Origin of the sequence: Pedobacter sp. UYP30, from assembly GCF_040547165.1 — a bacterium.
Classification (GTDB): domain Bacteria; phylum Bacteroidota; class Bacteroidia; order Sphingobacteriales; family Sphingobacteriaceae; genus Pedobacter.
Genome location: NZ_JBEPPD010000002.1, coordinates 156,546 through 178,936 on the forward strand (window position 1 = coordinate 156,546; position 22,391 = coordinate 178,936).

Below are 22,391 nucleotides of genomic sequence, written 5' to 3' on the forward strand. Positions count from 1 at the left end.
GGGCAATTAGAAAACGGTAACTTTGTGATGAAAATGGAATGCGGTATAAATCTAGAATTGGTAGGTTGGCTTTTTCAATGGATGGGGAATGTAAAAATTGTAGAGCCAACAATATTGAAAGATCTTTATCAGCAGCAGTTAGATAAGATGCTAGGCTTACAGCAAGGGGTGATTTAATCTATTCGAATATTTTTCAACCTGAATAAACAACTGGCTATTGTCCCAAAAGAAAAGAATTTCTATCCTATCTGAAATCAAAAGAAGGTGCTGCAATCAATATTTACTTCATCAAGCTCCTCACTTCTTTTTTAAGCTTGGGCAATTCTCTTAAAACAATAGTCCAAATAACTTCATCAGAAATATTATCATACTCGTGCGCAATTCTATTTCTTGTCCCAATTATCTTTTGCGCATTTTTTATCTCAATTTTAAAGTCGCCGTGCTTAGAAATACGGTTTATTGCCTCTCCGATAATCTCAATGTTTCTTTCGATTGCTTTCTTCGTTTTAAGGTCGTTTTGATATTCAAAAAAATCTCTTTTTTCGGGCAGAAAATCAAAAATTTCGTCAATAGACTTAATTATGTCTTGTAGCCAAGCATTTATTCTATTGTCCATAAATTAGAACTTTTGTTTCATTAAGTTCCTTTTTGAAATAATGGTTTTTAATCCCTCTTTCTTCAATAAGGTCAATTCGTCGTTTTAATAAATTCTCCAAATGTTCTTTAAATTGAAAATACAGGTCAGTATATTCAAAAGGGTCGTTCACATCAAAATCAACAACAAAATCTATGTCAGAATCTTCGCTATAATCTTCGCGTGTAACAGAGCCAAATGCCGAGAATGTACGAACTCTGAATTTTTTACAAAGTTTTTTTATAAGATTGATATTTTTGTCGCTTATCTTCATTAATCAAAAATACTTAAAATTATCTTCAATCTATATTTTTGTCGCTTAATCAAAGTTCAGAGAATAGAGAATATAAATTTGTTATCGGTTTAGAAATAGTACGTCAAATGCCGTTTAGGCAGACAAGGCCTTCTAAAATTTTGATTCCCATAACTAACGCTTACCTTTGGGGCTTTCAATCCGTGTGTTAAAAACGTTCGTAAACTTTTAGATTATGCTAGATACTTCCAATTTAAACCCTACAAATATAGAGAGCAACGTAGATAAGCTTTATTCAAAAACGATAGAATATGCTCCGCAAATAGCTACCGCAATTGTCTCTGCCATTCTTATACTTTTTATTGGGTTATGGTTAATCAAGCTGATTAAAAAATTAGTTACTACAATTTTCGAAAAGCGAGATATTGATATTTCATTGAGGCGTTTTCTAATCCATTTGATAGAGTGGAGCTTAAAAATATTAGTTTTTATCATTGCCATTACACAACTCGGCATTCAAACATCGGCCTTTGTTGCGCTAATTGGTGCGGCTGGCCTGGCCGTTGGCTTGGCACTGCAAGGTTCGCTGTCCAACTTTGCTGGTGGAGTACTTATACTTACCCTAAAGCCGTTTAAGATTGGAGATTTTATCTCTACCACAAACGGAATTTCTGGAACGGTAATGCTGATAGACATTTTTAACACCAAAATCAAAACATCTCAAAACCAATTGGTGGTGGTGCCGAATGGAAACCTTTCTAACAGCAACATTACCAACTATACTGAGCTTGGCACACGCAGAACTTGGTTTGATATTGGCGTATCTTACGATGCTGATTTAAGGAAGACAAAAGATATTTTAATGGAGGTGGTAAGAAATAACGAGTTTGCGTTAGATGATCCAGCGCCACAGATTATGGTAACGGCTTTAGGCGATAGTTCTGTAAACCTATCCGTTAGGGTAACCACAAATAATGCCGATTTCTGGACGATGAATGAACAATTGATTATAGATTGCAAAGCTGCTTTAGACAATGCCGGGATTGGGATTCCTTTTCCACAGCGCGATGTACATCATTACAACCAGGGTTAAAAATCTGTTTATTTTTTAAAGAAGGTTTTGGGGGCTTTAATCCCGAATAGAAATCGGCATCCCGCACGTGCGGGATTATATCTTTCTTCGGGCTTTTCGGCCGAAGAAAGGATGTCACTATGATGGTTAGCGGTCGCTAGGTACAAAGTTGGTGTGCTAAAAAGAGTCAAATTCATTTTGAGGTAAATCTAGGGTTGTAGAACAAACCGACAGGCACTTCCCTAACTTTAATAAACCTGATTGACGGGGAAAGCCCAAACTTTTTCTGTTTGGCTTGTACCACAAAGCAGGACAGCAATTGCCGAAGAACTGCTGCCCTTACGTTTTCAAAAAAAACTATTTTAGTTTACCCAACGCATTTTTAATTCTTGGCAACATATCTTTAATGTCTTGCAAGGTGCAGGCGCCAACAGATGCCCGAAACCAAGGCATGCTGTGCTCGTTACCGAAGCAAGAGAATGGTACTAACGCTGCTCCGGCTTCTTTAATTAAATAAAAATTCACCTCGTTGCTGTCTTTTAAAACTTGGCCATCTGGCGTGGTCTTACCGATATAATCTATTTTAATTGTTAGGTAAATGGCACCCATTGGCTCAATGGCATCTACGTTAAAACCTTCAGTTTTTAACTCATGGAAGCCATTGTAAAGTGTGGTTAAACTTGCTCTAATTTCGCCTTTAAATTGCGTTAAAAAACCATCAACCTCGGCCTTATCATTAAAGAAATTAGACATGGCTACTTGTTCTGCTTTTGGTGCCCAAGCCCCCATGTGGCCGACTAAGGCTTTCATCCGCCCTATAATATCTTCTGGGCCAAAACCCCAACCTACACGTACGCCAGTTGCTGCCAAACACTTCGAACTGCCATCTATAAAAACAGTAAACTCTCGCATGGCGGGGCGTAACGAAACCGGATTTACATGTTCCTTACCGAAAGTGAGCAGCGAATAAATCTGATCGTACATTAAATAAAGTGGTTTTTCGTCTGCTTTGCGCGATGCATTTTCTTCCAACACAGCATCGCAGATTTCTGCGAGAGACTCTGCATCGAACATGGTGCCAGTTGGGTTTAGCGGCGAGCATAGCGCTAACAAAGTTGCGCCTTTTAAATGAGGTTTTAACTGAGCAGCGGTCGGCATAAAATTATGTTCTACATCAGTTTTTACCGCCACCGCATTTGCCGAAGTTAAGTGGCAATAATGGTTGTTGTTCCAAGATGGAGCAGGGAAAATAACGGTGTCGCCTGGATCTACGACCGCCAAATAAGTGGCGTAAATCAGCGGCCTAGAGCCACCAGAAACCAAAATACTGTTTGAGGCATAACCTAAATTAAACCGATCTTTTAATAAAGTTGACACTGTTTTACGGAGCGCCAAAACACCATCAGCAGGCGGATAATTTGTTTGATTGGCATTGTAAGCAGCTACAATTCCGTCTTTTAATGCGGTTGGTATTGGATAGACGTTCGAATCGAAATCGCCAATAGTTAGGTTTGCAATGGTTGCGCCTTTGCGCTTCATTTCATTTACTTCGTTACCAATTTTTATAATCTCTGAGCCAATTAACGTGCTGGCTACTTTTGAAACTTTCATAATTTTAATTTAATTCTTTAGGCTTTGTGGTGGCATAATCTGTAGATTATAATGCTGAATCATTTTTTGAAGTATTTTTTTTTCGATGCTGCTTTCCTCAGATTTATCGTAGATGGTAAGCATATTAATGGTTGTATTCTCGTTGTCTTTTAAGATTAAATAAGTAATAATTCTAAATCCTACGCTTTTGTCTTTATCGCAAGCCTAACTTTATAAAGACCAACACCTAAAGCAATTCCCTGAATAGGATTGTTAAGAAGTGATTCTTACAGAATATGTAGGTCATCAACTAGGGAATAATACTTTTTCTCACACGTTCTGGCTTTTCTTACAAAAATTACAGAATAAATAATCTTATTGGCCGCTAAATATGGTTTAAACTTAAAGGCTCGCGTTTACCTTCACGCATTTCTTTAATTTCACTTAATGCCTGGACGATTTCTGATGTTATCTGGCTACTTTGAGCGACCGTAATTTTGGCCCCAATGCTGCTTAAGAAATCTTCAACCAAGCTGGTATCCTTGTTTTTTATTTCTATTATTAACGTTGTCATACTAACAAATTTACTAAAATTTACCTTAGCAAATCCGCTATCGCTTTATTCACTTTATTAAAACCAAATTGAGCTACGACTTGCTTCATGGCTTCAGAAATTTCCTCGTTACACAAATTGCCAATGCTTCCTTCGTGTGTATGTTTTACTTCGATTGATGGAGCAAAAGTGCCATTCTCTATTTGTTCCCCTACTATTTTGTATGCTTCTCTAAACGGAATGCCTTTTAGTACCAAGTCGTTTACCATTTCCACGCTAAACAGGTAATCGTATTTCTTATCTTTTAAAATATTGTCTTTTATGTTGATGTTTTGAAACATAAAAGTCGCAATTTCTAAACACTCATTTAACGAAGTGATGGCCGGGAAGAGATTTTCTTTTAGCAGTTGCAAATCTCTCTGATAGCCAGATGGAAGGTTGGTAATCATCATGGCAATTTCGTTTGGTAGCGCTTGGATTTTATTACAACGCGAGCGGATCAACTCAAAAACATCTGGATTTTTTTTATGCGGCATAATGCTAGAACCAGTAGTTAGTTCTGGCGGAAAGCTGATAAACCCGAAATTCTGATTAATGAACAAACATACATCCATAGCCATTTTCGCTAAAGTTGCCGCAACTGCGCTCATGGCCTGCGCCAAAATTCTTTCCGTTTTTCCACGGCCCATTTGGGCATAAACCACATTGTAGTTTAAACTTTCAAAGCCTAATAGTTTTGTAGTTAAGGTTCTGTTTAGCGGAAATGAAGAACCGTAACCAGCCGCCGAACCTAATGGATTTTTATTGCAGATTCTCCAAGCGGCAAGCATCATTTCCATATCATCGGCCAAGCTTTCTGCGTAAGCGCCAAACCACAAGCCGAAAGAGGAAGGCATGGCAATTTGCAAATGCGTATAACCTGGTATCAATTTGTCTTTATGTTCGTTGCTCAGTTTAATTAATTGATCAAACAAAATGGAGGTTTGCCCAACCATGTCTTCAATACATGCCCTAAAAAATAGCTTTAAATCTACCAGTACCTGGTCATTGCGCGAGCGCCCGCTATGAATTTTTTTGCCAGCTTCGCCAACACGTTGTGTAAGTAGCCATTCTACCTGAGAGTGTACATCTTCTACGCTGTCTTCAATTACAAAATTACCTGCTTCAATTTCGGCGTAGATGTTTTTTAACTCTTTTTGTACAGTCTTTAATTCATCAGCGCTAAGCAAATTAATGGTTTCTAACATTTGCGTGTGCGCGAGAGAGCCCAATACATCAAATTTTGCCATTTGCAGATCTAATTCGCGGTCTTTACCGACGGTAAAAGTTTCTACCAATTTATTTACGTCTATATTTTTTTGCCAAATTTTCATGAGATTTACGAATTACGAGGTACGAAGTACGAACGGGTTAATGCGTTATTAATAAATATTTTATAAGTATAATTTGTGAATGAAATTAGCGAATAAAAGTTAAAATTATTTAATTGTTGCATTGCGGCGTGAAGTTACAATAGATGAAACAATAATTGAAAGTAGTTCATTAGCTTCTTTCCAATTTTCCACAAGCATTACTTTTTTATCGGGATTGAATTCAGTTAATAGTTCCAGAAAAAACATAGATTCATCTAATTCTTCTTCAACAATTTTTAATTTATTAATAAAATCGGCTGTCGATTTCGCTCTTTGTGAAGCTCTGTAATTTGCGCCAACTGAGCTCGAACATCTTATCAGTTGGTTCGAATAATTCTTGTTAATTAAGTTATAGGGCATATCTAGAATCAACTTAGCAATCGAAATTGAAAATTTTTTAGTTCTTATCTTTAATTCTTCGTTCGCCATATCTTTTCACTTTTATTTTCCGGTTAGCTATTCGTACTTCGTACTTCGTAATCCATGCTTTTTACCACCGCCTTCAACATTCCAACATATCCCTCAATTCCTTCTGCCACTTCTTTAACGTATAAAAATTCATCGGCCATGTGCGATCGACCAGAAAAACCCGGGCCACATTTTACCGATGGAATGCTTAGCAAGGCTTGGTCTGAAGTAGTTGGCGATCCATAAGTCTCTTTGCCCAACGCAACGCCAGCTAAAACAACGGGATGGTTTTTATCGATAGAAGATGGCTTTAACCTAACAGATCTTGGTTTTACTTCACACTCTACGTGTGCTTTTATCATTTCTACAACTTCTTCATTTGTATAGGCATCTGTAACGCGAACGTCTACCGTAAAGGTGCAATCGGCGGGCACAACGTTGTGTTGCGAGCCTGCATTTATAATGGTTACAGTCATTTTCAGTGGACCAAAAACTTCCGAAGTTTTTGGAAACTGATAACTTTTAAACCATTCTATGTCTTTCATGGCCTTATAAATGGCATTTTCGCCTTCTTCTCTCGCTGCATGGCCGGCCTTGCCGTGTGCAATGCAATCCAACACCAATAATCCGCGCTCGGCTATGGCAAGGTGCATTTCTGTCGGCTCGCCAACAATGGCAAACTCAAGTTCGCCCAAATCTGGTAAGACCAATTCTAAGCCGTTGTTGCCAGATATTTCTTCTTCCGCAGTTGCAGCCAAACAAATGTTGTATTTTAGGTTTTCTTGCTCATAATAATATAAAAAAGTACCGATTAAAGAGACTAAACAACCGCCGGCATCGTTACTGCCCAAGCCAAAAAGTTTGTCACCTTCAACAGCTGCATCGTACGGATTACGCGTGTAACCAGAGTTTGGGTGAACAGTGTCATGATGCGAGTTTAACAGCAAGGTAGGTTTGCCTGCATCGAAATGTTTGTTGTACGCCCAAACATTGTTCATTTTACGGTGCGTTTTAACACTGCGACTTTCTAAAAAATCAGCTATCAAATTCGCCGTTTTATCTTCTTCTTTGCTAAACGATTGGATGCGAATCAACTCTCGCAACAAATCAAAACTTTCTTCTTGTATTTGTTTTAACATATTTAAGTATCAAGTATTCAGTATTCAGTATCGAGTATCAAGAAACTCTGCATGCCCACTTTAAGCTTTGGTCTTTAAGCTTTTAGCTCTCTTTATTGTATAAATTCCCGGCCTTTAGCGCAGAAAGTTTAATGCCTTTAATTAGTGATGAGCTGAAACCATTATGTTCCATTTCGTTTAATCCCGCAATGGTGCAGCCTTTTGGCGAAGTTACTTTATCTATTTCGGTTTCTGGGTGAGTTTGGTTTATCAAAAGTAAATCTGCGGTTCCTTTAGCCGTTTGAACAGCCATTTTCAACGCCTCGTCTGCATGAAATCCAATTTCTACACCACCTTGCGAGGCAGCCCTAATTGCCCTCAAGAAAAAAGCGACCCCACAAGCACAAAGCGCTGTTGCAGAAGTCATTAAATCTTCATTTATTTTAGAAACCAAGCCAACTGTTTCAAACATTTTAGTAACACGTTCTAGGTTTTCAGTACTTGCGCCATCGGTTGCAATACAAGTCATGCTTTGCCCAATGGCAATTGCAGTATTTGGCATTGCCCTAATTACTTCTGCTTTTTTGCCCAGTTTACTTTTAATCTCTGCGCAGGTTACGCCAGATATTACGGAAATAATTAGATGTTTTTCATCAACAATAGCGCTTTGAATTTCTTCTAACACCGAGTTGAGTTGCTGCGGTAAAACTGCTAAAATGATAATATCGGCCTCTTCAACAGCTTGATGATTGTTAGAGGTAGTCCTAAACCCATCGGCTGCTAAAGCTGAAAGCAGCGCAAGATTTCTTCGAGTTAAAATAATGTTATCTGCTTTTTCAAAGTCAGTTTTAACCAACCCTTTTGCTAAAGATAGTCCTATATTTCCGCTGCCTATTATGGCTATTTTTTTTGTCATTATTTATAAAATTATACTACTGTAATCATCTATTTTCTGTTAGAAAAGCACAGGCACTAGCAATTTTTAAAGTTCGCCCTGCTATCCGCTTTACTTTGGGTAACCGAAAGGGTTACCCTACGTGTTCGCTGCTATCAGGTTTAGGTACTTCTGCTTGTGCAAATAACAATCAAAAACCCCGTCCTGTGGGGCAACCCCTCTAAAAGAGGGGAATTGCATCTCGCCAACTAACCTTCTCACCATTAACCCTCTAACCAAACATTTTTTTCAGGGATTCATCTTCGTGCCAAACGTGCCTTTTTCCAACTCGTCAAGTTCATCGGCTTTGCCAATATAAACCGCCGAAACACCTTTTTTTATCGCTTCGAAAGCATTGTGCAGTTTTGGTATCATCCCGCCCGCAACCGTACCATCGGCTTTTAACCCCTCGAAATCTGTGCTTTTTATTTCTCTAACCACAGATGTTTCATCATTTATGTCTTTTAGCACACCTTTCTTTTCGAAGCAATATACCAAACGTGTTTCATAAACAGAAGACATGGCCACCGCAACCGCCGAGGCAATGGTATCTGCATTGGTGTTTAGCAACTGCGAGTTACCATCATGAGTTATCGCGCAAAGCACGGGAATAAGTTTAGCTTTTAGCAGATTGTCTAGAGTTGTTGTTGACACAGAATTTTCATCTAAATCGCCGACAAAACCAAAATCTATCTCCTCCGCCTTAGCCCCCTCTAAATTTCCCCCAGAAGGGGAGACCTTTGTAACGGGGCGCTTTTTTGCTTTTATGATATTGCCATCAGCGCCACTTAACCCAATAGCGTTACAACCTTTTGCCTGTAATTGGGCAACCATATTCTTGTTAATCAAACCCGCATAAACCATGGTAACAATCCGCAGGGTTTCTATATCGGTAATGCGCCTGCCCTCGACCATTTTTGGTTCAATACCCAAAGTTTTGCCCAGCTCTGTGGCAACTTTCCCACCTCCGTGTACCAAAATTTTGTCTCCCGCTAAGGCGATAAAGTCTAGCAAAAACTGATGGAGATTTTCGGAGTTATCTATTACGTTTCCGCCTATCTTGATTATGGTGAGTTTTCTACTCTTCATTTCTATAAAATTGCTCTGTCAGTTCTTGTAGTTTGGTTACCAATAGTTTTTTATCTATCAATTTGGTTTCATAATCGGCAATTAACGCCTGGGATACGTTCCTTGCCAAAGCATATTCTACAACTTCTACATCTTTGCTCTTACATAATAGAATGCCTATGCTTGGATTTTCATGGATTCGTTTAACATCTCTGTCCAATGCTTCGAGATAAAAATTCAGTTTACCTAAAAATTCTGGTTTGAATTCTTCTATTTTAAGCTCAAATAGCACCATACATTGCAAATCGCAATGGTAAAATAGCAAATCAGTATAGTAATCTTTATTTCCAATTTGCAGTCGATATTCGCTACCCATATAAGCAAAGCCCTTTACCATTTCTAAGATGAAATTTTTAAGGTTTTTTATAAGAGCTTGTTGCAAATCGTCTTCCGAATGAACCTCTGGTAAAGACAAAAATTCGAAAATATAAAGGTCTTTAAAAATTCCTTCTGGGAATTGTTTTGTTACTGCGGAGCTCATTTTTTCTCCAAGCATTGTTCGCTCGAAAGTGGCAGTATTTAGTTGACGCTCCAGTTCTCTGGTGGATAGTTTTTCTTGGATGCTCTGATAGATGTAAAATAGTTTTTCCTCTGCAGATTTCGTTTTAGATAAAATTAATAAATGATTAGTCCAATTAATTTGTGTCAGCACTGCTGACACAAATTTATTTAACTCATTATCAGTGTTTTGTAATTGTGTCAACACTGCTGACACAATTTGTTTTTTATGCGTATTTTCTAATAAAATACCTAATTCGGGGTTGTTGTTTGCCTCATAGAATTGCTTCATCCTATAAAGTCCGCGCCGATTAAACCCTTTTAATAATGGTTGCTTTTCTGCAATATACAAAGCCAATTCTTTTACTGTTGCTTCGCCCCAGCTTCCGGCATCAACTTTTTCTGATACAATTTTGCCAACGTTAAAATAAAGTAAAACCAATTCGGCATTCGCTTTTGCATAAACACGAGTTCGGGCGCTTATAATCAGCGCTAAAATATTATCAAAATCAAGGTTTCCTAGTGTGTTATTCATATCATTTTCTCAAAATAGATTAATTTCAGCAAACAATACTAAGTAGCTTAAAAAAGTATTTTAATTAGATATAGTTCCGGGTGCTTAGACTCGTAACCCATAACCTGTAACAAGCCATTTTCATCTCAATTCTTCCAACATCGTTTTAAGCACAGCTTGTGCGGCCCATAACCTGTTTCCAGCTTCGTGGATAACCAATGAATTTGGGCCATCTAAAACCTCCGACGACAATTCCAAATCTCTACGAACAGGTAAACAATGCATCACTTTTGCATCATGGCTGAGCTTTAATTTTTCGTTTGTAAGCATCCAATTGCTGTCGGTGCATAAAATTTTGCCGTATTCTTTATAGCTGCTCCAATTTTTAACATACACGTAATCTGCGCCAGCCAGTGCCTCATCTAAATCAAACGAGATTTTAGCACCCGGTGTAAAATCTTCAGAAAGTTCGTAGCCTGTTGGTTGGGCAATTGTAAAATCTAACATGCTCTCTTCTTGTGCACGACACATCCACTCTGCAAAAGAGTTTGGCACCGCTTGGGGTAGGGAGCGAATATGTGGCGCCCAGGCCAAAACTACTTTTGGAATCCTAGCCCTCGCCCCCTCTAAATCTCCCCCAGAAGGGGAGATTTTTTTAAACGTTTCTTGTATCGTTACCAAATCTGCAAAACTTTGCAAGGGATGGCGGGTTGCACTTTCTAAACTTACCACGGGAACACCGCAGTATTTTATAAATTTATTAAAAAAATCTTCACTGTAATCTTCTTCTCTGTTCTCTAATTTTGGAAAGGAACGCAAACCCAAAATATCGCAATATTGCCCCATCACTGCTGCAGCTTCCCTAATGTGCTCTGCTTTTCCGCCGTTCATAATTACCCCATCGGCAGTTTCTAAAGCCCAGCCTTCTTTGTCAAGGTTCATCACCATAACATTCATGCCCAAGTTTAAGGCAGCCTTTTGTGTGCTTAATCTGGTGCGCAAACTCGGGTTCATAAAAAGAAGACCCAAAGTTTTGTTCTTGCCCAAATGTTGTTGGGCATAAGGGCTTGCTTTTAATGCGAGGGCATCTGCGATTAGCTGTTTGATGTTTGGAACATCGTGTACGGAGGTGAAAAGTTTCATTTTTAAGCTTAAAGTTTAAAGCCGAAAGCGAAAAGCCTTCTGCAAAGCGGTTAATTTTTTCGTATCGTTTTAATAAGGCCAATTAACATCGCCTTTGTTTCATTAACTTGTTTATTTGTTTCAGCATATAGTACTTCACTCAGGTAGTTAAGTTCTTTCAATAAAAAGATGGTATACTCAACTTCTTGGCAAGAGCCTAAAGCCATATCTAAAAATCTAGCAAAATCTGCGTCAGAGTTTCTTCCAGCACCTTCTGCTATATTAAGTGGAATGGAATAAGTTGCCCGTTTAATTTGACTCTTCAAATCGTAACGCTCAGAGTCGGGAATAGCATCTAATAGATTTGTATAGACAAAAAGCGTTAACTGATGGGCTCTTTTCCAAACTTCGTATTTTTTGTAATCTCTCATGATTTACTTCAGTCAGTTTTTTGTATTTAGTCCGCTTTTAGCTTTCTGCTTTGAGCTCTTTCTCAAACGCGTCCAAAAACTGATCAGCATGTTCTTTTGTGATGTTTAAAGCAGGCAGCAAACGGATTACATTTGGTTTAGCCTCGCCGGTAAAGATATGATGATTGAACAATAGGTTTTTCTTTACGTGTGCCAACTCTGCAGGTAATTCTATTCCTATCATTAATCCTCGTCCTCGAACTTCTATTACCTGATTGAATTTTTTCAGTTCAGAGATTAAGTAACTGCCAACTTCTTCTGCATTCTGCATCAGATTGTCTTTTTCCATGACTTCCAAAACCGCTAAACCGGCGGCACAAGCCAAGTGGTTGCCGCCAAAAGTGGTACCCAACTCGCCGTACCAAGGTTTAAATTTTGGGGCGATGGAAATACCTGCAATAGGGAAACCATTTCCCATACCTTTGGCCATGGTGTAAATATCGGCTTCTACACCAGCATAATCGTGCGAGTAAAATAAACCTGTTCGTCCGTAGCCGCATTGGACGCTATCTGCAATGTAAACCGCATTATATTTATCGCAAAGCGAACGGATTTTCTGCAAGAAGCTTTTTGATGCTTCTTTAATTCCGCCAACTCCTTGAATACCCTCTATAATTACCGCGCAGATTCCATCACCTTGCGCGGCAAAGGTTTCTTCTAAAACAACTTCGTTGTTTAAAGGCAAGAAAATTACGTTTGGGTTTTGGTTTACCGGAGCAACAATTTTTGGGTTATCGGTTACAGATACCGCCAGCGAAGTACGACCATGAAAGGCACCGTTAAAAGCGATAATCTTTCTTCTTCCGTTATAAAACGAAGCAAGTTTTAGTGCGTTTTCGTTCGCCTCGGCGCCAGAGTTGCATAAAAAAAGTTGAAAATCTTTCTTTCCAGAAACTTCGCCAAGCTTCTCAGCCAATTGTTTCTGCAACGGAATGATAACCGAATTAGAATAAAAGCCAACTTTATTAAGCTGATCTGTTAGTCGCTTTACGTAATGTGGGTGTGTATGACCAATAGAAATTACGGCGTGTCCGCCGTATAAATCTAAATATTTTTGGTCATTTTCATCCCAAACATTGCTGCCGGCCGCTTTTGTTATTTCTATATTATTAAGTGGGTAAACGTCGAATAAGTTCATGTTAGTTTTACGTTGTAAGTAGTACGTTTTAAGTTAAGGGGCAGGTTGCTTATTTCTAACTTTCGCAATTAAACTGATAAGCATTGCCTTAACTTCGTTAATATTGTCTGATAATGTTGTAAATGTTTCGTCACTCAGGTAATTTAAATCATTCGATAAAATCAGAAAGTATTCTGTTTCATTTGCCGATCCAAGTGAAATATTTAGAAAGTTAGCTAAATCTGCTTGCGAATTTTTCCCGCAACCTTCCGCAATATTTGCGGGAATAGAGGCTGCTGCACGCCGGAGTTGGTTTGTAAGGCTATACATTTCTTCTTTGGGAAACTTAGCGCTCTCTTTGTATATATTTAAAGTAATTCGATGTGCCTTTTCCCATACTTTTAGCTCTTTAAAATTCTGCATATCTTATTTTTAATCGGAAAATTAAAACTTATCACGTAAAACGTACAACTTAAAACTTGTTGGCTTTCAGCTTTGGTCTCTCAGCTTTAGTCTAAAAATAACTTGCTTTCAGTTTCAATCCCGCAGTTTCCTCAAGCCCAAACATCAAATTCATATTTTGTACGGCTTGGCCGCTTGCGCCTTTTAAAAGGTTATCTACCATACTTATTATTAACAGCTTATTTCCGTGTTTTTCTACATGAATTAATGCCTTGTTAGTGTTCACCACTTGCTTTAAATCAATGTTTTTCTTGCTTACATGCGTAAATGGGTGCGATTTGTAGTAAGTTTCAAACAGTTCGTGAGCTTCCTCTTCGCTTAAATCGCTGTCTAAGTACATCGATGCCAAGATTCCACGCGGAAAAGCACCTCGTTGTGGAATGAAGTTTAACTCCGCCCCTAAAGGAGACTTTTTACCAGTCGCTTGACGAAGGCTTTCGCCAATCTCGTCTAGGTGTTGATGGTCGAATGCTTTGTAAATAGACAGATTATTATTTCGCCAGCTAAAATGAGAAGTGCTAGATAATTTTTGACCTGCTCCAGTTGAACCTGTGGTTGCATTGATGTGTACTTCTCCATTGATCAAGCCTTTTGCTGCCAAGGGCAGTAAACCCAACTGAACAGATGTTGCAAAGCAGCCTGGATTGGCAATGTTATTGGCCGTTTTTATTGCTTCGCGATTTAATTCTGGTAAACCGTAAACGAAAGCCCCTCCCGACCTCCCCAAAAGGGAGGAGTTGGCTGCTAACCTAAAATCTTGAGAAAGGTCTATAATTTTTATCTTTTCATTTATTGGATTTGCTTCCAAAAATTTCTTGGCATCGCCATGACCGACGCAAAGGAACAATACAGCCCCCTCCAAACCTCCCCCAGAAGGGGAGGCTTTATAAAGCTTGTCAAAATCAGTGCTGTCTGTAAAGCGCAAATCGATATCGCCGATTAAATCGGTATGCACATCAGAAACCAAATTACCTGCATTGCTTGTGCTGTTTACAAAAGCAATTTCTACGTTCGGGTGATTTAGCAAAATGCGTAACATTTCCCCACCGGTATAACCCGCACCGCCTATTATTCCAACTCTAATTTTCATTTTTAATGGGTTTAGGGTTTAGAGTTTAGAGTTTAGGGTCTGGGCACTTAGCCTTAAACCTTTTACCTTTCGCCTTAAACCTTCAAAAGCTACGCTTTTGAGTTAACTTTATTCCAAATCATTACTTGGTTTCCAAATATTTTAGAAAAGCCTTTTACATCTTCTCCGCTCCAGGCGTTGTTCATTTCTCCGTAACTACCAAACTTATTGCTCATTAAATCGTGTTCAGATTCAATCCCGATAATTTGAAAACGGTAGGGTATTAGCTCTACAAACACTTTTCCACTTACCACTTTTTGGGTATCTGTTAGAAAAGCTTCTATATTTCGCATAATTGGGTCATGGAATTGCCCTTCATGCAGCCAGTTGCCATAAAATGACGACAATTGTTCTTTCCAACTTAGCTGCCACTTGGTTAACGTGTGTTTTTCTAAAGTGTGATGTGCTTTAATAATGATAATCGGTGCTGCAGCCTCAAAACCTACACGGCCTTTAATGCCAATAATGGTATCGCCCACATGCATATCTCGCCCAATGCCATAAGGTTGTGCAATGGCTTGTAGTTTTTGAATCGCTTTAACAGGTTCTAATTGCTCGCCATTTATGCCAACCAATTCTCCTTTTTCGAAAGTTAACTCTAGTTTGCGACTTTCAGTTTCAGAAACCTGCGTTGGCCATGCGCTCTCTGGCAATGTTTCATTAGAGGTAAGCGTTTCTTTCCCTCCAACCGAAGTTCCCCAAAGCCCTTTGTTTATAGAATATTGTGCTTTTGCTGCGCTGTATTCTACGCCATGTTCATTTAGATATTTAATTTCCGCTTCGCGAGATAGTTTTAAATCTCTTATAGGCGTAATAATTTCTACTTCTGGAATCAGTATGTTGAAAATCATATCAAAACGAACTTGGTCATTTCCCGCTCCGGTACTGCCGTGAGCAACATAGTCTACACCAATTTTTTTTGCGTATTGTGCTATTGCGGTAGCCTGACTAACACGTTCGGCGCTTACCGAAAGCGGATAGGTTGCGTTTTTTAATACGTTGCCAAAGATTAAATATTTTATGCAATCGGTGTAGTAGCTTTCTGTTTCATCAACTACAGCATGAGATTTTACACCTAATGCGTACGCACGTTTCTCAATTTCTTTAAGTTCTTCGTCAGAAAAACCACCTGTGTTTACAATAACAGAGTGAACTTCCAGCCCTCTATCTCGCGTCAAGTATATGCAACAAAACGAGGTGTCTAGTCCTCCGCTAAATGCTAAAACAACTTTGTTATTCATTGTATTTATTTTTTAAAAAGAGTTATTGTTAACCAACTATTTTATGTTTGATAATGAGTAGGAAAAACCCAAAAATTGCTTTTAAACGAGCTTTTGGCTTGTTTTTTAGCACAAGATGCTGCTTTATCCGCATAAACCGCTCGTATAATTTCGGTTTCTTTTGAAGCTCTTCGGCAAACATTTTAGCTGCTTCGTGTTTCTTCTCTGCCGGATCATACAGCATAGCGGTGCACATACAGATTTTACGGTCTTTGCTTTTAAGGATCTCAAAATTTACACAGCTTTGGCAGCCTTTCCAAAATTCTTCATCTTGGGTTAGCTCAGAGTAGGTCACAGGTTCATAACCTAAATCAGAATTAATCTTCATTACAGCCAAACCAGTTGTAAGGCCAAAGATTTTTGCCTTTGGATACTTGACTCTAGAGAGTTCGAAAATCTTTTCTTTAATTGCATGTGCTAAGCCAACCTTTCTATATGGGGGTGCTACAACTAAACCAGAATTTGCCACAAACTGGCCGTGGCTCCAGGTTTCTATATAACAGAAACCAGCCCAAGAGCCATCTTTATGAAAGGCGATAACTGCTTTGCCGTCTTGCATTTTGCCCGCCACATATTCTGCAGAGCGCTTTGCAATACCGGTGCCGCGAGCCTTGGCAGATTCTGCCATCTCTTCTACAATTTGCTCTGCAAAGATTTTATGCTCTGCGATAGCAACCTGTACTATAAAATTGTTAATATCCATTCGTTTTCTAACGAAAAATTGAGGTATTCTTGTTAATTGGGTTTTTAGAGAGGATCAATTCCTCATAAGTATTAGTAAGAAATACTAAATACGAGTTGTAAAGTTTTGCCGACAGCGAGTGTGCTGATAGGCAGGCTTAAAAGCATAAGCTAACAAATTATTTGTAATGAACATATTGTTCAGATAAACAGAAAGTTTAAGTATAATTTGTTTAAACATTTTTAGGCGTTTTAATCAGCTTTTATTTAATAAGACGTAAATATTTAAATAATAATTGGCTTACGCAACATTCTCTTCTTTTTTTTACAAATTTTGTACTTCCATAAAACAACAAAGCCCTGCGTTGCAGGGCTTTTAAATTATTTTGTTTGAAGATTTAAAGTTACTCTAGTGCCATCTAAATACAAGTGCAATTTTGCAGGTTTTGCATTAGGGGGCAATTCAAATTTCCATTCTCCAGAACTTGTTGACTCAGGGTCTGGATTTGTTTTGCCAGAATGCTCATTTACGGGTATCGCCTGACCATTGTCCATTTCTAATCGTGCATCATCTGAAGAAACAGAAAAGAATTTCTTATCATCCAATGTGCTCTTATTGGTTACAGAAAGGTTTAGGGTCACTTCAGAACCGGTAGATTTCCCGTCGGGATCTTTAAGCGGCATTACAGACATACTGATAACTTTTACCTTTGCCTCGTAGCTTTTTCCAAGTAAGGCGGTGTCTGGCACGGCGTTGTACGTTGCTGGGGAAGATGAGTCCACGGTTTTTTCGGCTTCTTTAACCATAACCGATTTACTATCGACAATAGAAGTATCATTGTCTGCCTCGCCTTTTTTGTTTGATTTGCAACTGCTTAATGCATACGTAAGAACAATCAAAAATAGCAATGGGCTGATTTTTTTTAACATGGTATGTTGTTTTATTGTTTAAACTTTAGGGTAAATATCTTTAAAATATTTTGATTTCCTAAGTTTCAGGGTCTTTTTTGTCGTCCAAGCCTAGCTCGTACGATGGTTTCGAAGCCTCATTTGCTTGTTCTAACCTATCTACATCTGCCTCTATACTTATATCATCTCCAGCTAATTCTTTAATGTTTTCTGTATCATCTTCTCTGCGCAACGCATCGTTTTGATTTTCAGAATAGCTATCGTCTGCGTTGTTTTGTCTTTGTGGGTCTATCATGATGTTGTTTTCTATAAAGACCATTATCTAAAATAAATTGTTTTAAAATAAATTAAAAACATTGCTCAAAATGAATTTATAAGCCATCGCCGTATTTAAAGAACGGTAGAATGCTTACTGGTAGCTTGCCTGTAGCAATAAGTCTGTTGTTAAATACCGCGGCTGCGGCCTTTTGCATAAAATCTTCTTTTTGGTAAGCAACAATAAGCCCTTTGCTGTTTTGAAGACCAGATAATCCCGCAAGGTTATATGGGTTTGCGAAAAGCGCAAATACCGCATTTTTCCGCGTCAACTCTGTTATAAATTTTTTAACATTTGCATTTAATGGAATGTTGTTTGCGGGACGGGATCGACTGTCGTGGATCCCAACTATAATTTGATCGAAAGCATTTATTTCTCTGGCAATGTTAGATATCTGTTCGGTAGTGGCATCTTTATCCAATACATAGTATACTGCGTTGTAAAAACCTTTTCTGATCTCTTTCTGAAAAATGGTCACGTTAGGTTCGCCAATACTAATAATAGCCGTTCTTCTGATAGGGATAAGGTTTTTTATGTAATCTTTGCCCCTTAACAACGTTACCGATGCGTTTGCTAACCGTTGCACCAAAGCCGTGCTTTCTGTCCGATTTATGTCAGCGTAAAGGCCTTTGGTAACGATGGTGTCGGGTGTGTTTAAGCCCGCACAATATTTTGCAGTTAAGATTTTTTTTACGCTAGCATCTATCACATCCATACTAATTAGGTTTTGCCTAACCGCTTTTCTAATTAAATGGATGGCCCTATCGCTATTTTCAGAAAGCTCTAAAATGTCGTTACCTGCAATCACCGCAAGTAAATCTGCTTGGCCATCTTTAAAATATTTTACCACACCTTTCATGTCCATCGCATCAGAAACCACAAGCCCTTTAAAACCCAATTTTTCTTTTAAAATGCCGGTTATAATGGGTTTGGAAAGAGAAGATGGTAAATGAGCAGTGGTATCTAATGCCGGAATGCTCAAGTGTGCAACCATAATTCCGGTTGCTCCCTCTTTTATAAGTTGTTTAAATGGATACATTTCTAATGTATCTAAACGTTCGGCAGTGAAATTTAGCTGCGGTAAATCTTTATGCGAATCCACATCCGTATCGCCATGGCCAGGAAAATGCTTTAAGGTGGTTAACAAGCCGCCTGCTTGCATCCCTTTCATATATTCTGCAGCCTTAATAGCTACGTTATATTTGTTCTCGCCAAAAGAACGATAGTTTATAACCGGATTTTTTGGATTGTTGTTCACATCAGCATCGGGCGCAAAATTCATTTGCATGCCCATGCGTTTATAGTCTTTGGCAACCTGCAGCCCCATTTGATAAATTAGATCGTTGTTTTGTATGGCGCCCAATGCCATTTGATAAGGGTATGAAATGGTGCTGTCTAAACGCATGCCTAAACCCCATTCACCATCCGAAGTAACAATTAGCGGAACGTTGCTTAACTTTTGATAAGCATTTGTTAAGGCCGCCTGCCTACCTGGCCCGCCTTGAAAGAAAACAACGCCACCCAATTGCTCTTTCTTTATTACCTTACCTACCGAATCTGCATAGTTTTGGCCTAGGTTTGTGTGCGCCCGAACAAAGAACATTTGTGCAATGCGTTCATGGCGGTTCATCTTTGTAAAAGTTTTTTCTACCCATTCAGGTCTGTTTTTTAAAAGCTCTAAAAAACTTTGTTTTTGCGCAGAGGCTAAAGTGCTAAAAGCAATAAAAAGAATAAAAAGTATCGTTTTTTTGTTCAAAATGTAAATATAAAATTTGTGTAAAAATAGTAATCATAACTTAGACCCTGTTTGTTTTTTGGATAAATAAAATTGCCATAGCCAACTCGGAGGGGTCGGCCTAGCAGCAGTTTGGAGGAAAAAGCGCCAGAAGCTGCTTGCAAAAGCCGGACACTTTGCAGCTACGAAGAGTATTCGCAGCCTTGCGCGGAAATAAGCCTAAGGAAAGGCCTCGAATCATCGATATTGAACAGCTTGGCGAATTTTTACCCAAAGAGGTGCCAGCCTTGAGTTTATTCACGAGTGCTTATTGATTAAACGCGTTCATGAGCTCGCACAAATGCTCGGTTTTGCTAATTTTTGTCAGGAAAAAAGTAGGGCTCTCGTCCGGACAGGACAGCGTTGGGTAAAGCAGAGGCCGACTCTGGCACGGTTGAACCCCGCAGAGAAAAATGAGATAGGTAGGCACGCTATTTGTTTTTTAAAAGATGAAATGTCAAAAAAATTAAAACAGATGGCTTTCTCATGCGTTCTTTAAATACCGTTCTCTTAAACTTAAAATTTACCATTATGAAAAGGACAAAAACACCAGTGCATAATCCCGAAGATCAAGGTTATACTACTTCAGATCGTGCAAACCACGATGTTACTACCGATAAGAAAATGCAGGGCATTTCTAACGCCGGCGGTCAGCGATCAGACCAAACATCAAACAAAGACAATCAGCGAAAGCACGATAATAAAAAATAGGATATTTTAGAGGAGCACCGAAAGGTGTTTTTTTTTGCTGTTAAATTTAGACAAACGTTTCTTTTGCATAAATGTATTATTCTTAATACTTTGGGTTGCTTAAATGCTTCTTTCTCTACTTTAGGCAATCAAATTAAAATAACATGAAGAAAAATTTGGTGTTTTTTATGCTTTCTGCTTGCGCGATAACTTTAAATGCGCAGACTAAAGATTCGCTTTCTGCAAAAGATTATCAACATGCAGAAAGCTTTATGGGATATAATACAAATCCATTACTATATCGAGCTAGTGTTTCCCCAAATTGGCTGCCTGATGGACGTTTTTGGTATTCGGTTAATACAGCAAACGGTGTAAGCTATGTGCTTATCGATCCCGCACAAAAAAATCGAATTGAGAAAGACAGCAAAGCGGCGCTCGAAGAGTTGCCTGTTTCGAAAACTGTTCAGAGAAGAAGTAGGGGAGACAATGAAGTCGTTTCTCCAGATGGCAAGAAAGCAGTTTTTATTAAAGATCACAATTTATACGTTCGCAATTTAGAAACCGGAAAGGAAATTCAACTTACCGCTGATGGTATAAAAAATTACGGTTATGCTACCGATAACGCGGGTTGGAAACATAGCGATGCAGCCATTGTACGTTGGTCGCCAGATTCTAAAAAAGTTGCCACTTTTCAACAAGATCAGCGAAATTTAAGCGACATGTATATGGTTAGCACCAATATTGGTGCGCCAAAACTCACCATTTGGAAATACCCCTTGCCCGGCGATTCTGTTATTGCAACAATTAGACGGGTTATTATAAACGTAGATCAACCAAAAGTGATCAGCTTGCAAATTCCGGCAGATCCGCATCGCGCTACGTTAAGTGATGATGTGAGCAGTAGCGGCACTTTTGATGATATAGATTGGAAAGCAGATGGAACAGAAATGGCATTCGTTTCTACATCAAGAGATCATAAAGAAGAGAAATTTCGCATTGCAAATGCTGAGACTGGTGCCGTTAGAGAGGTGTTTGAGGAAAAAGTAAAAACGCAATATGAATCTGGCCAAGGCGCAATAAACTGGCGCTATTTGCCAGCATCAAAAGAAATAATTTGGTATTCTGAGCGCGATAATTGGGGACATTTATATCTGTATGACTCGGTTACAGGAAAGGTAAAAAATCAGATTACCAAAGGCAATTTTGTAGTAACAAAGTTAATTAAGGTTGATGAAAAAAATAGATTACTTTACTTTGAAGCCGATGGCCTCGACAAAGCGAATCCATATTTTACCCATTTCTGCAGCATTAAATTTGATGGAAAAAACTTTAAAGATTTAACGCCAGAAACAGGTGCGCACGATATTGGATTTTCGCCTTTGGCAGATTATTTTGTAGACACTTATTCTACACCATCTACACCGCCAACAGCCGTATTAAAAAACATAAACGGAAAGCTAATTTCTAAATTAGAAACAGCAGACCTAACAGCCTTAAAGGCCACAGGCTGGAAACCGCCAATAGAAGTTTCGGCTAAAGCACACGATGGAAAAACCGATATTTATGGTCTTGTATTTACGCCCACAAAAATGATTGAAGGCAAAAAATATCCGGTGATAGATTATATATATCCTGGGCCGCAAGGTGGCAGTGTTGGAAGTTGGAGTTTTGCTTCGGCAAGAGGAGATAACCAGGCTTTGGCAGAATTGGGTTTTGTGGTTGTAGTGATGGAAGGAACCAGCAATCCAAATAGATCAAAAAGTTTTCACGACATGAGTTATGGAAATATGGCAGAAAATACCTTGCCAGATCAAATCACTTCTATTAGACAGCTGTCTAAAAAATTCCCGATCGATACAAATAAGGTTGGCATTTGGGGCCATTCTGGTGGTGGTTTTGCAGCAGTCGCGGCGATGTTCCGTTATCCTGATTTCTTTAAAGTCGGCATCGCAGAATCGGGCAATCACGACAATAGAAATTACGAAGATGATTGGGGCGAACGCTACAACGGGCTAGTGCAAAATGCTGATTATGATGCACAGGCAAATCAGAACTATGCAAAAAACTTAAAAGGAAAATTGATGTTGGCACATGGCATGATGGATGATAACGTGCCGCTTAGCAACACCATGTTGGTGGTAGATGCGCTTATTAAAGCAAATAAAACCTTCGATTTGGTTTTATTCCCACACGCACACCATGGTTATGGAATGGATTCGTTTTATATGATGCGCCGCCGTTGGGACTATTTTGTGAAAAATCTATTGGGCAAAGAACCTCCGGTTAATTATAAAATGAAATATACCATGATAAAGTAAAAAAGGGCT

Annotated in this window: 23 protein-coding genes and 1 pseudogene; 4 read left to right on the top strand and 20 right to left on the bottom strand. The window is 38.8% G+C overall.

Going from position 1 to position 22,391, the window contains the following annotated elements; genetic code table 11:
- Window positions 1-3: 3 nt before the first annotated feature.
- A pseudogene (locus tag ABIB40_RS03025) lies at window positions 4-177 on the top strand (WCX domain-containing protein); the annotation flags it as partial.
- 103 nt (window positions 178-280) lie between these two features.
- Here the strand turns inward: ABIB40_RS03025 and ABIB40_RS03030 are convergent.
- A complete protein-coding gene (locus tag ABIB40_RS03030) occupies window positions 281-616 on the bottom strand; it encodes a HepT-like ribonuclease domain-containing protein (RefSeq protein ID WP_354355835.1) in 336 nt (111 codons plus the stop codon).
- Window positions 606-908 (bottom strand): nucleotidyltransferase family protein, encoded by a 303-nt coding sequence (locus ABIB40_RS03035; protein ID WP_354355837.1) that lies wholly within the window; start codon window positions 906-908, stop codon window positions 606-608. Before ABIB40_RS03035 ends, ABIB40_RS03030 begins: the two co-directional genes overlap by 11 nt.
- A 214-nt stretch (window positions 909-1,122) precedes the next feature.
- Here ABIB40_RS03035 and ABIB40_RS03040 point away from each other — a divergent pair, with 214 nt between their 5' ends.
- A complete protein-coding gene (locus ABIB40_RS03040; RefSeq protein ID WP_354355839.1) occupies window positions 1,123-1,980 on the top strand; it encodes a mechanosensitive ion channel family protein in 858 nt (285 codons plus the stop codon).
- 336 nt (window positions 1,981-2,316) lie between these two features.
- Here the strand turns inward: ABIB40_RS03040 and ABIB40_RS03045 are convergent, their stop codons facing one another.
- From ABIB40_RS03045 to ABIB40_RS03130, 18 genes are all read right to left on the bottom strand, one after another.
- Window positions 2,317-3,570 carry a pyridoxal phosphate-dependent aminotransferase gene (locus tag ABIB40_RS03045; protein WP_354355841.1) on the bottom strand — a complete coding sequence of 418 codons (1,254 nt, stop codon included), beginning with the start codon at window positions 3,568-3,570 and terminating at the stop codon, window positions 2,317-2,319.
- A gap of 364 nt (window positions 3,571-3,934) precedes the next feature.
- Window positions 3,935-4,123: a hypothetical protein gene (locus ABIB40_RS03050; RefSeq protein WP_354355843.1), complete on the bottom strand. Its 189-nt coding sequence runs from the start codon at window positions 4,121-4,123 to the stop codon at window positions 3,935-3,937.
- A gap of 20 nt (window positions 4,124-4,143) precedes the next feature.
- A complete protein-coding gene (argH, locus tag ABIB40_RS03055) occupies window positions 4,144-5,475 on the bottom strand; it encodes an argininosuccinate lyase (protein ID WP_354355845.1) in 1,332 nt (443 codons plus the stop codon).
- A 105-nt stretch (window positions 5,476-5,580) separates the two neighbouring features.
- A complete protein-coding gene (locus ABIB40_RS03060; protein ID WP_354355847.1) occupies window positions 5,581-5,943 on the bottom strand; it encodes a four helix bundle protein in 363 nt (120 codons plus the stop codon).
- A gap of 23 nt (window positions 5,944-5,966) precedes the next feature.
- Window positions 5,967-7,061, bottom strand: a complete 1,095-nt coding sequence (locus ABIB40_RS03065) for a M20 family metallo-hydrolase (RefSeq protein WP_354355849.1) — start codon at window positions 7,059-7,061, stop codon at window positions 5,967-5,969.
- A gap of 82 nt (window positions 7,062-7,143) precedes the next feature.
- Window positions 7,144-7,956, bottom strand: coding sequence for a pyrroline-5-carboxylate reductase (proC, locus tag ABIB40_RS03070; protein WP_354355851.1), 813 nt, complete (start codon window positions 7,954-7,956; stop codon window positions 7,144-7,146).
- 267 nt (window positions 7,957-8,223) lie between these two features.
- Window positions 8,224-9,063: an acetylglutamate kinase gene (gene argB, locus ABIB40_RS03075; protein WP_354355853.1), complete on the bottom strand. Its 840-nt coding sequence runs from the start codon at window positions 9,061-9,063 to the stop codon at window positions 8,224-8,226.
- Complete coding sequence (locus ABIB40_RS03080) at window positions 9,053-10,135, bottom strand: PDDEXK nuclease domain-containing protein (RefSeq protein WP_354355855.1); 1,083 nt, start codon at window positions 10,133-10,135, stop codon at window positions 9,053-9,055. Before ABIB40_RS03080 ends, argB begins: the two co-directional genes overlap by 11 nt.
- Window positions 10,136-10,255: 120 nt before the next feature.
- Window positions 10,256-11,257 (bottom strand): Rossmann-fold NAD(P)-binding domain-containing protein, encoded by a 1,002-nt coding sequence (locus ABIB40_RS03085; protein WP_354355857.1) that lies wholly within the window; start codon window positions 11,255-11,257, stop codon window positions 10,256-10,258.
- Between the two features lie 50 nt (window positions 11,258-11,307).
- The gene (locus ABIB40_RS03090) at window positions 11,308-11,667 is read right to left on the bottom strand and encodes a four helix bundle protein (RefSeq protein ID WP_354355859.1); all 360 of its coding nucleotides are present in this window, start codon (window positions 11,665-11,667) and stop codon (window positions 11,308-11,310) included.
- 37 nt (window positions 11,668-11,704) lie between these two features.
- Window positions 11,705-12,844, bottom strand: coding sequence for an aspartate aminotransferase family protein (locus tag ABIB40_RS03095; RefSeq protein ID WP_354355861.1), 1,140 nt, complete (start codon window positions 12,842-12,844; stop codon window positions 11,705-11,707).
- 33 nt (window positions 12,845-12,877) lie between these two features.
- The gene (locus ABIB40_RS03100) at window positions 12,878-13,246 is read right to left on the bottom strand and encodes a four helix bundle protein (protein ID WP_354355863.1); all 369 of its coding nucleotides are present in this window, start codon (window positions 13,244-13,246) and stop codon (window positions 12,878-12,880) included.
- Between the two features lie 91 nt (window positions 13,247-13,337).
- Window positions 13,338-14,375, bottom strand: a complete 1,038-nt coding sequence (gene argC / locus ABIB40_RS03105) for an N-acetyl-gamma-glutamyl-phosphate reductase (protein WP_354355865.1) — start codon at window positions 14,373-14,375, stop codon at window positions 13,338-13,340.
- 89 nt (window positions 14,376-14,464) lie between these two features.
- Entirely contained in the window at window positions 14,465-15,655 is a 1,191-nt protein-coding gene (argG, locus tag ABIB40_RS03110; protein WP_354355867.1) for an argininosuccinate synthase, read from the bottom strand.
- Between the two features lie 28 nt (window positions 15,656-15,683).
- Window positions 15,684-16,397, bottom strand: coding sequence for a GNAT family N-acetyltransferase (locus ABIB40_RS03115; protein ID WP_354355869.1), 714 nt, complete (start codon window positions 16,395-16,397; stop codon window positions 15,684-15,686).
- A 359-nt stretch (window positions 16,398-16,756) separates the two neighbouring features.
- Entirely contained in the window at window positions 16,757-17,305 is a 549-nt protein-coding gene (locus ABIB40_RS03120; protein WP_354355871.1) for a hypothetical protein, read from the bottom strand.
- A 58-nt stretch (window positions 17,306-17,363) separates the two neighbouring features.
- Window positions 17,364-17,603, bottom strand: coding sequence for a hypothetical protein (locus ABIB40_RS03125; protein WP_354355873.1), 240 nt, complete (start codon window positions 17,601-17,603; stop codon window positions 17,364-17,366).
- A 52-nt stretch (window positions 17,604-17,655) separates the two neighbouring features.
- Complete coding sequence (locus ABIB40_RS03130; protein WP_502931050.1) at window positions 17,656-19,359, bottom strand: glycoside hydrolase family 3 protein; 1,704 nt, start codon at window positions 19,357-19,359, stop codon at window positions 17,656-17,658.
- Between the two features lie 546 nt (window positions 19,360-19,905).
- Between ABIB40_RS03130 and ABIB40_RS03135 the strand changes: the two genes are divergently transcribed.
- Together ABIB40_RS03135 and ABIB40_RS03140 are read left to right on the top strand one after the other, a co-directional pair.
- On the top strand, window positions 19,906-20,085 hold the full coding sequence (locus ABIB40_RS03135; RefSeq protein WP_354355877.1) for a hypothetical protein: 180 nt from the start codon (window positions 19,906-19,908) through the stop codon (window positions 20,083-20,085).
- Window positions 20,086-20,228: 143 nt separating this feature from the next.
- Entirely contained in the window at window positions 20,229-22,382 is a 2,154-nt protein-coding gene (locus tag ABIB40_RS03140; protein WP_354355879.1) for a S9 family peptidase, read from the top strand.
- Window positions 22,383-22,391 lie beyond the last annotated feature (9 nt).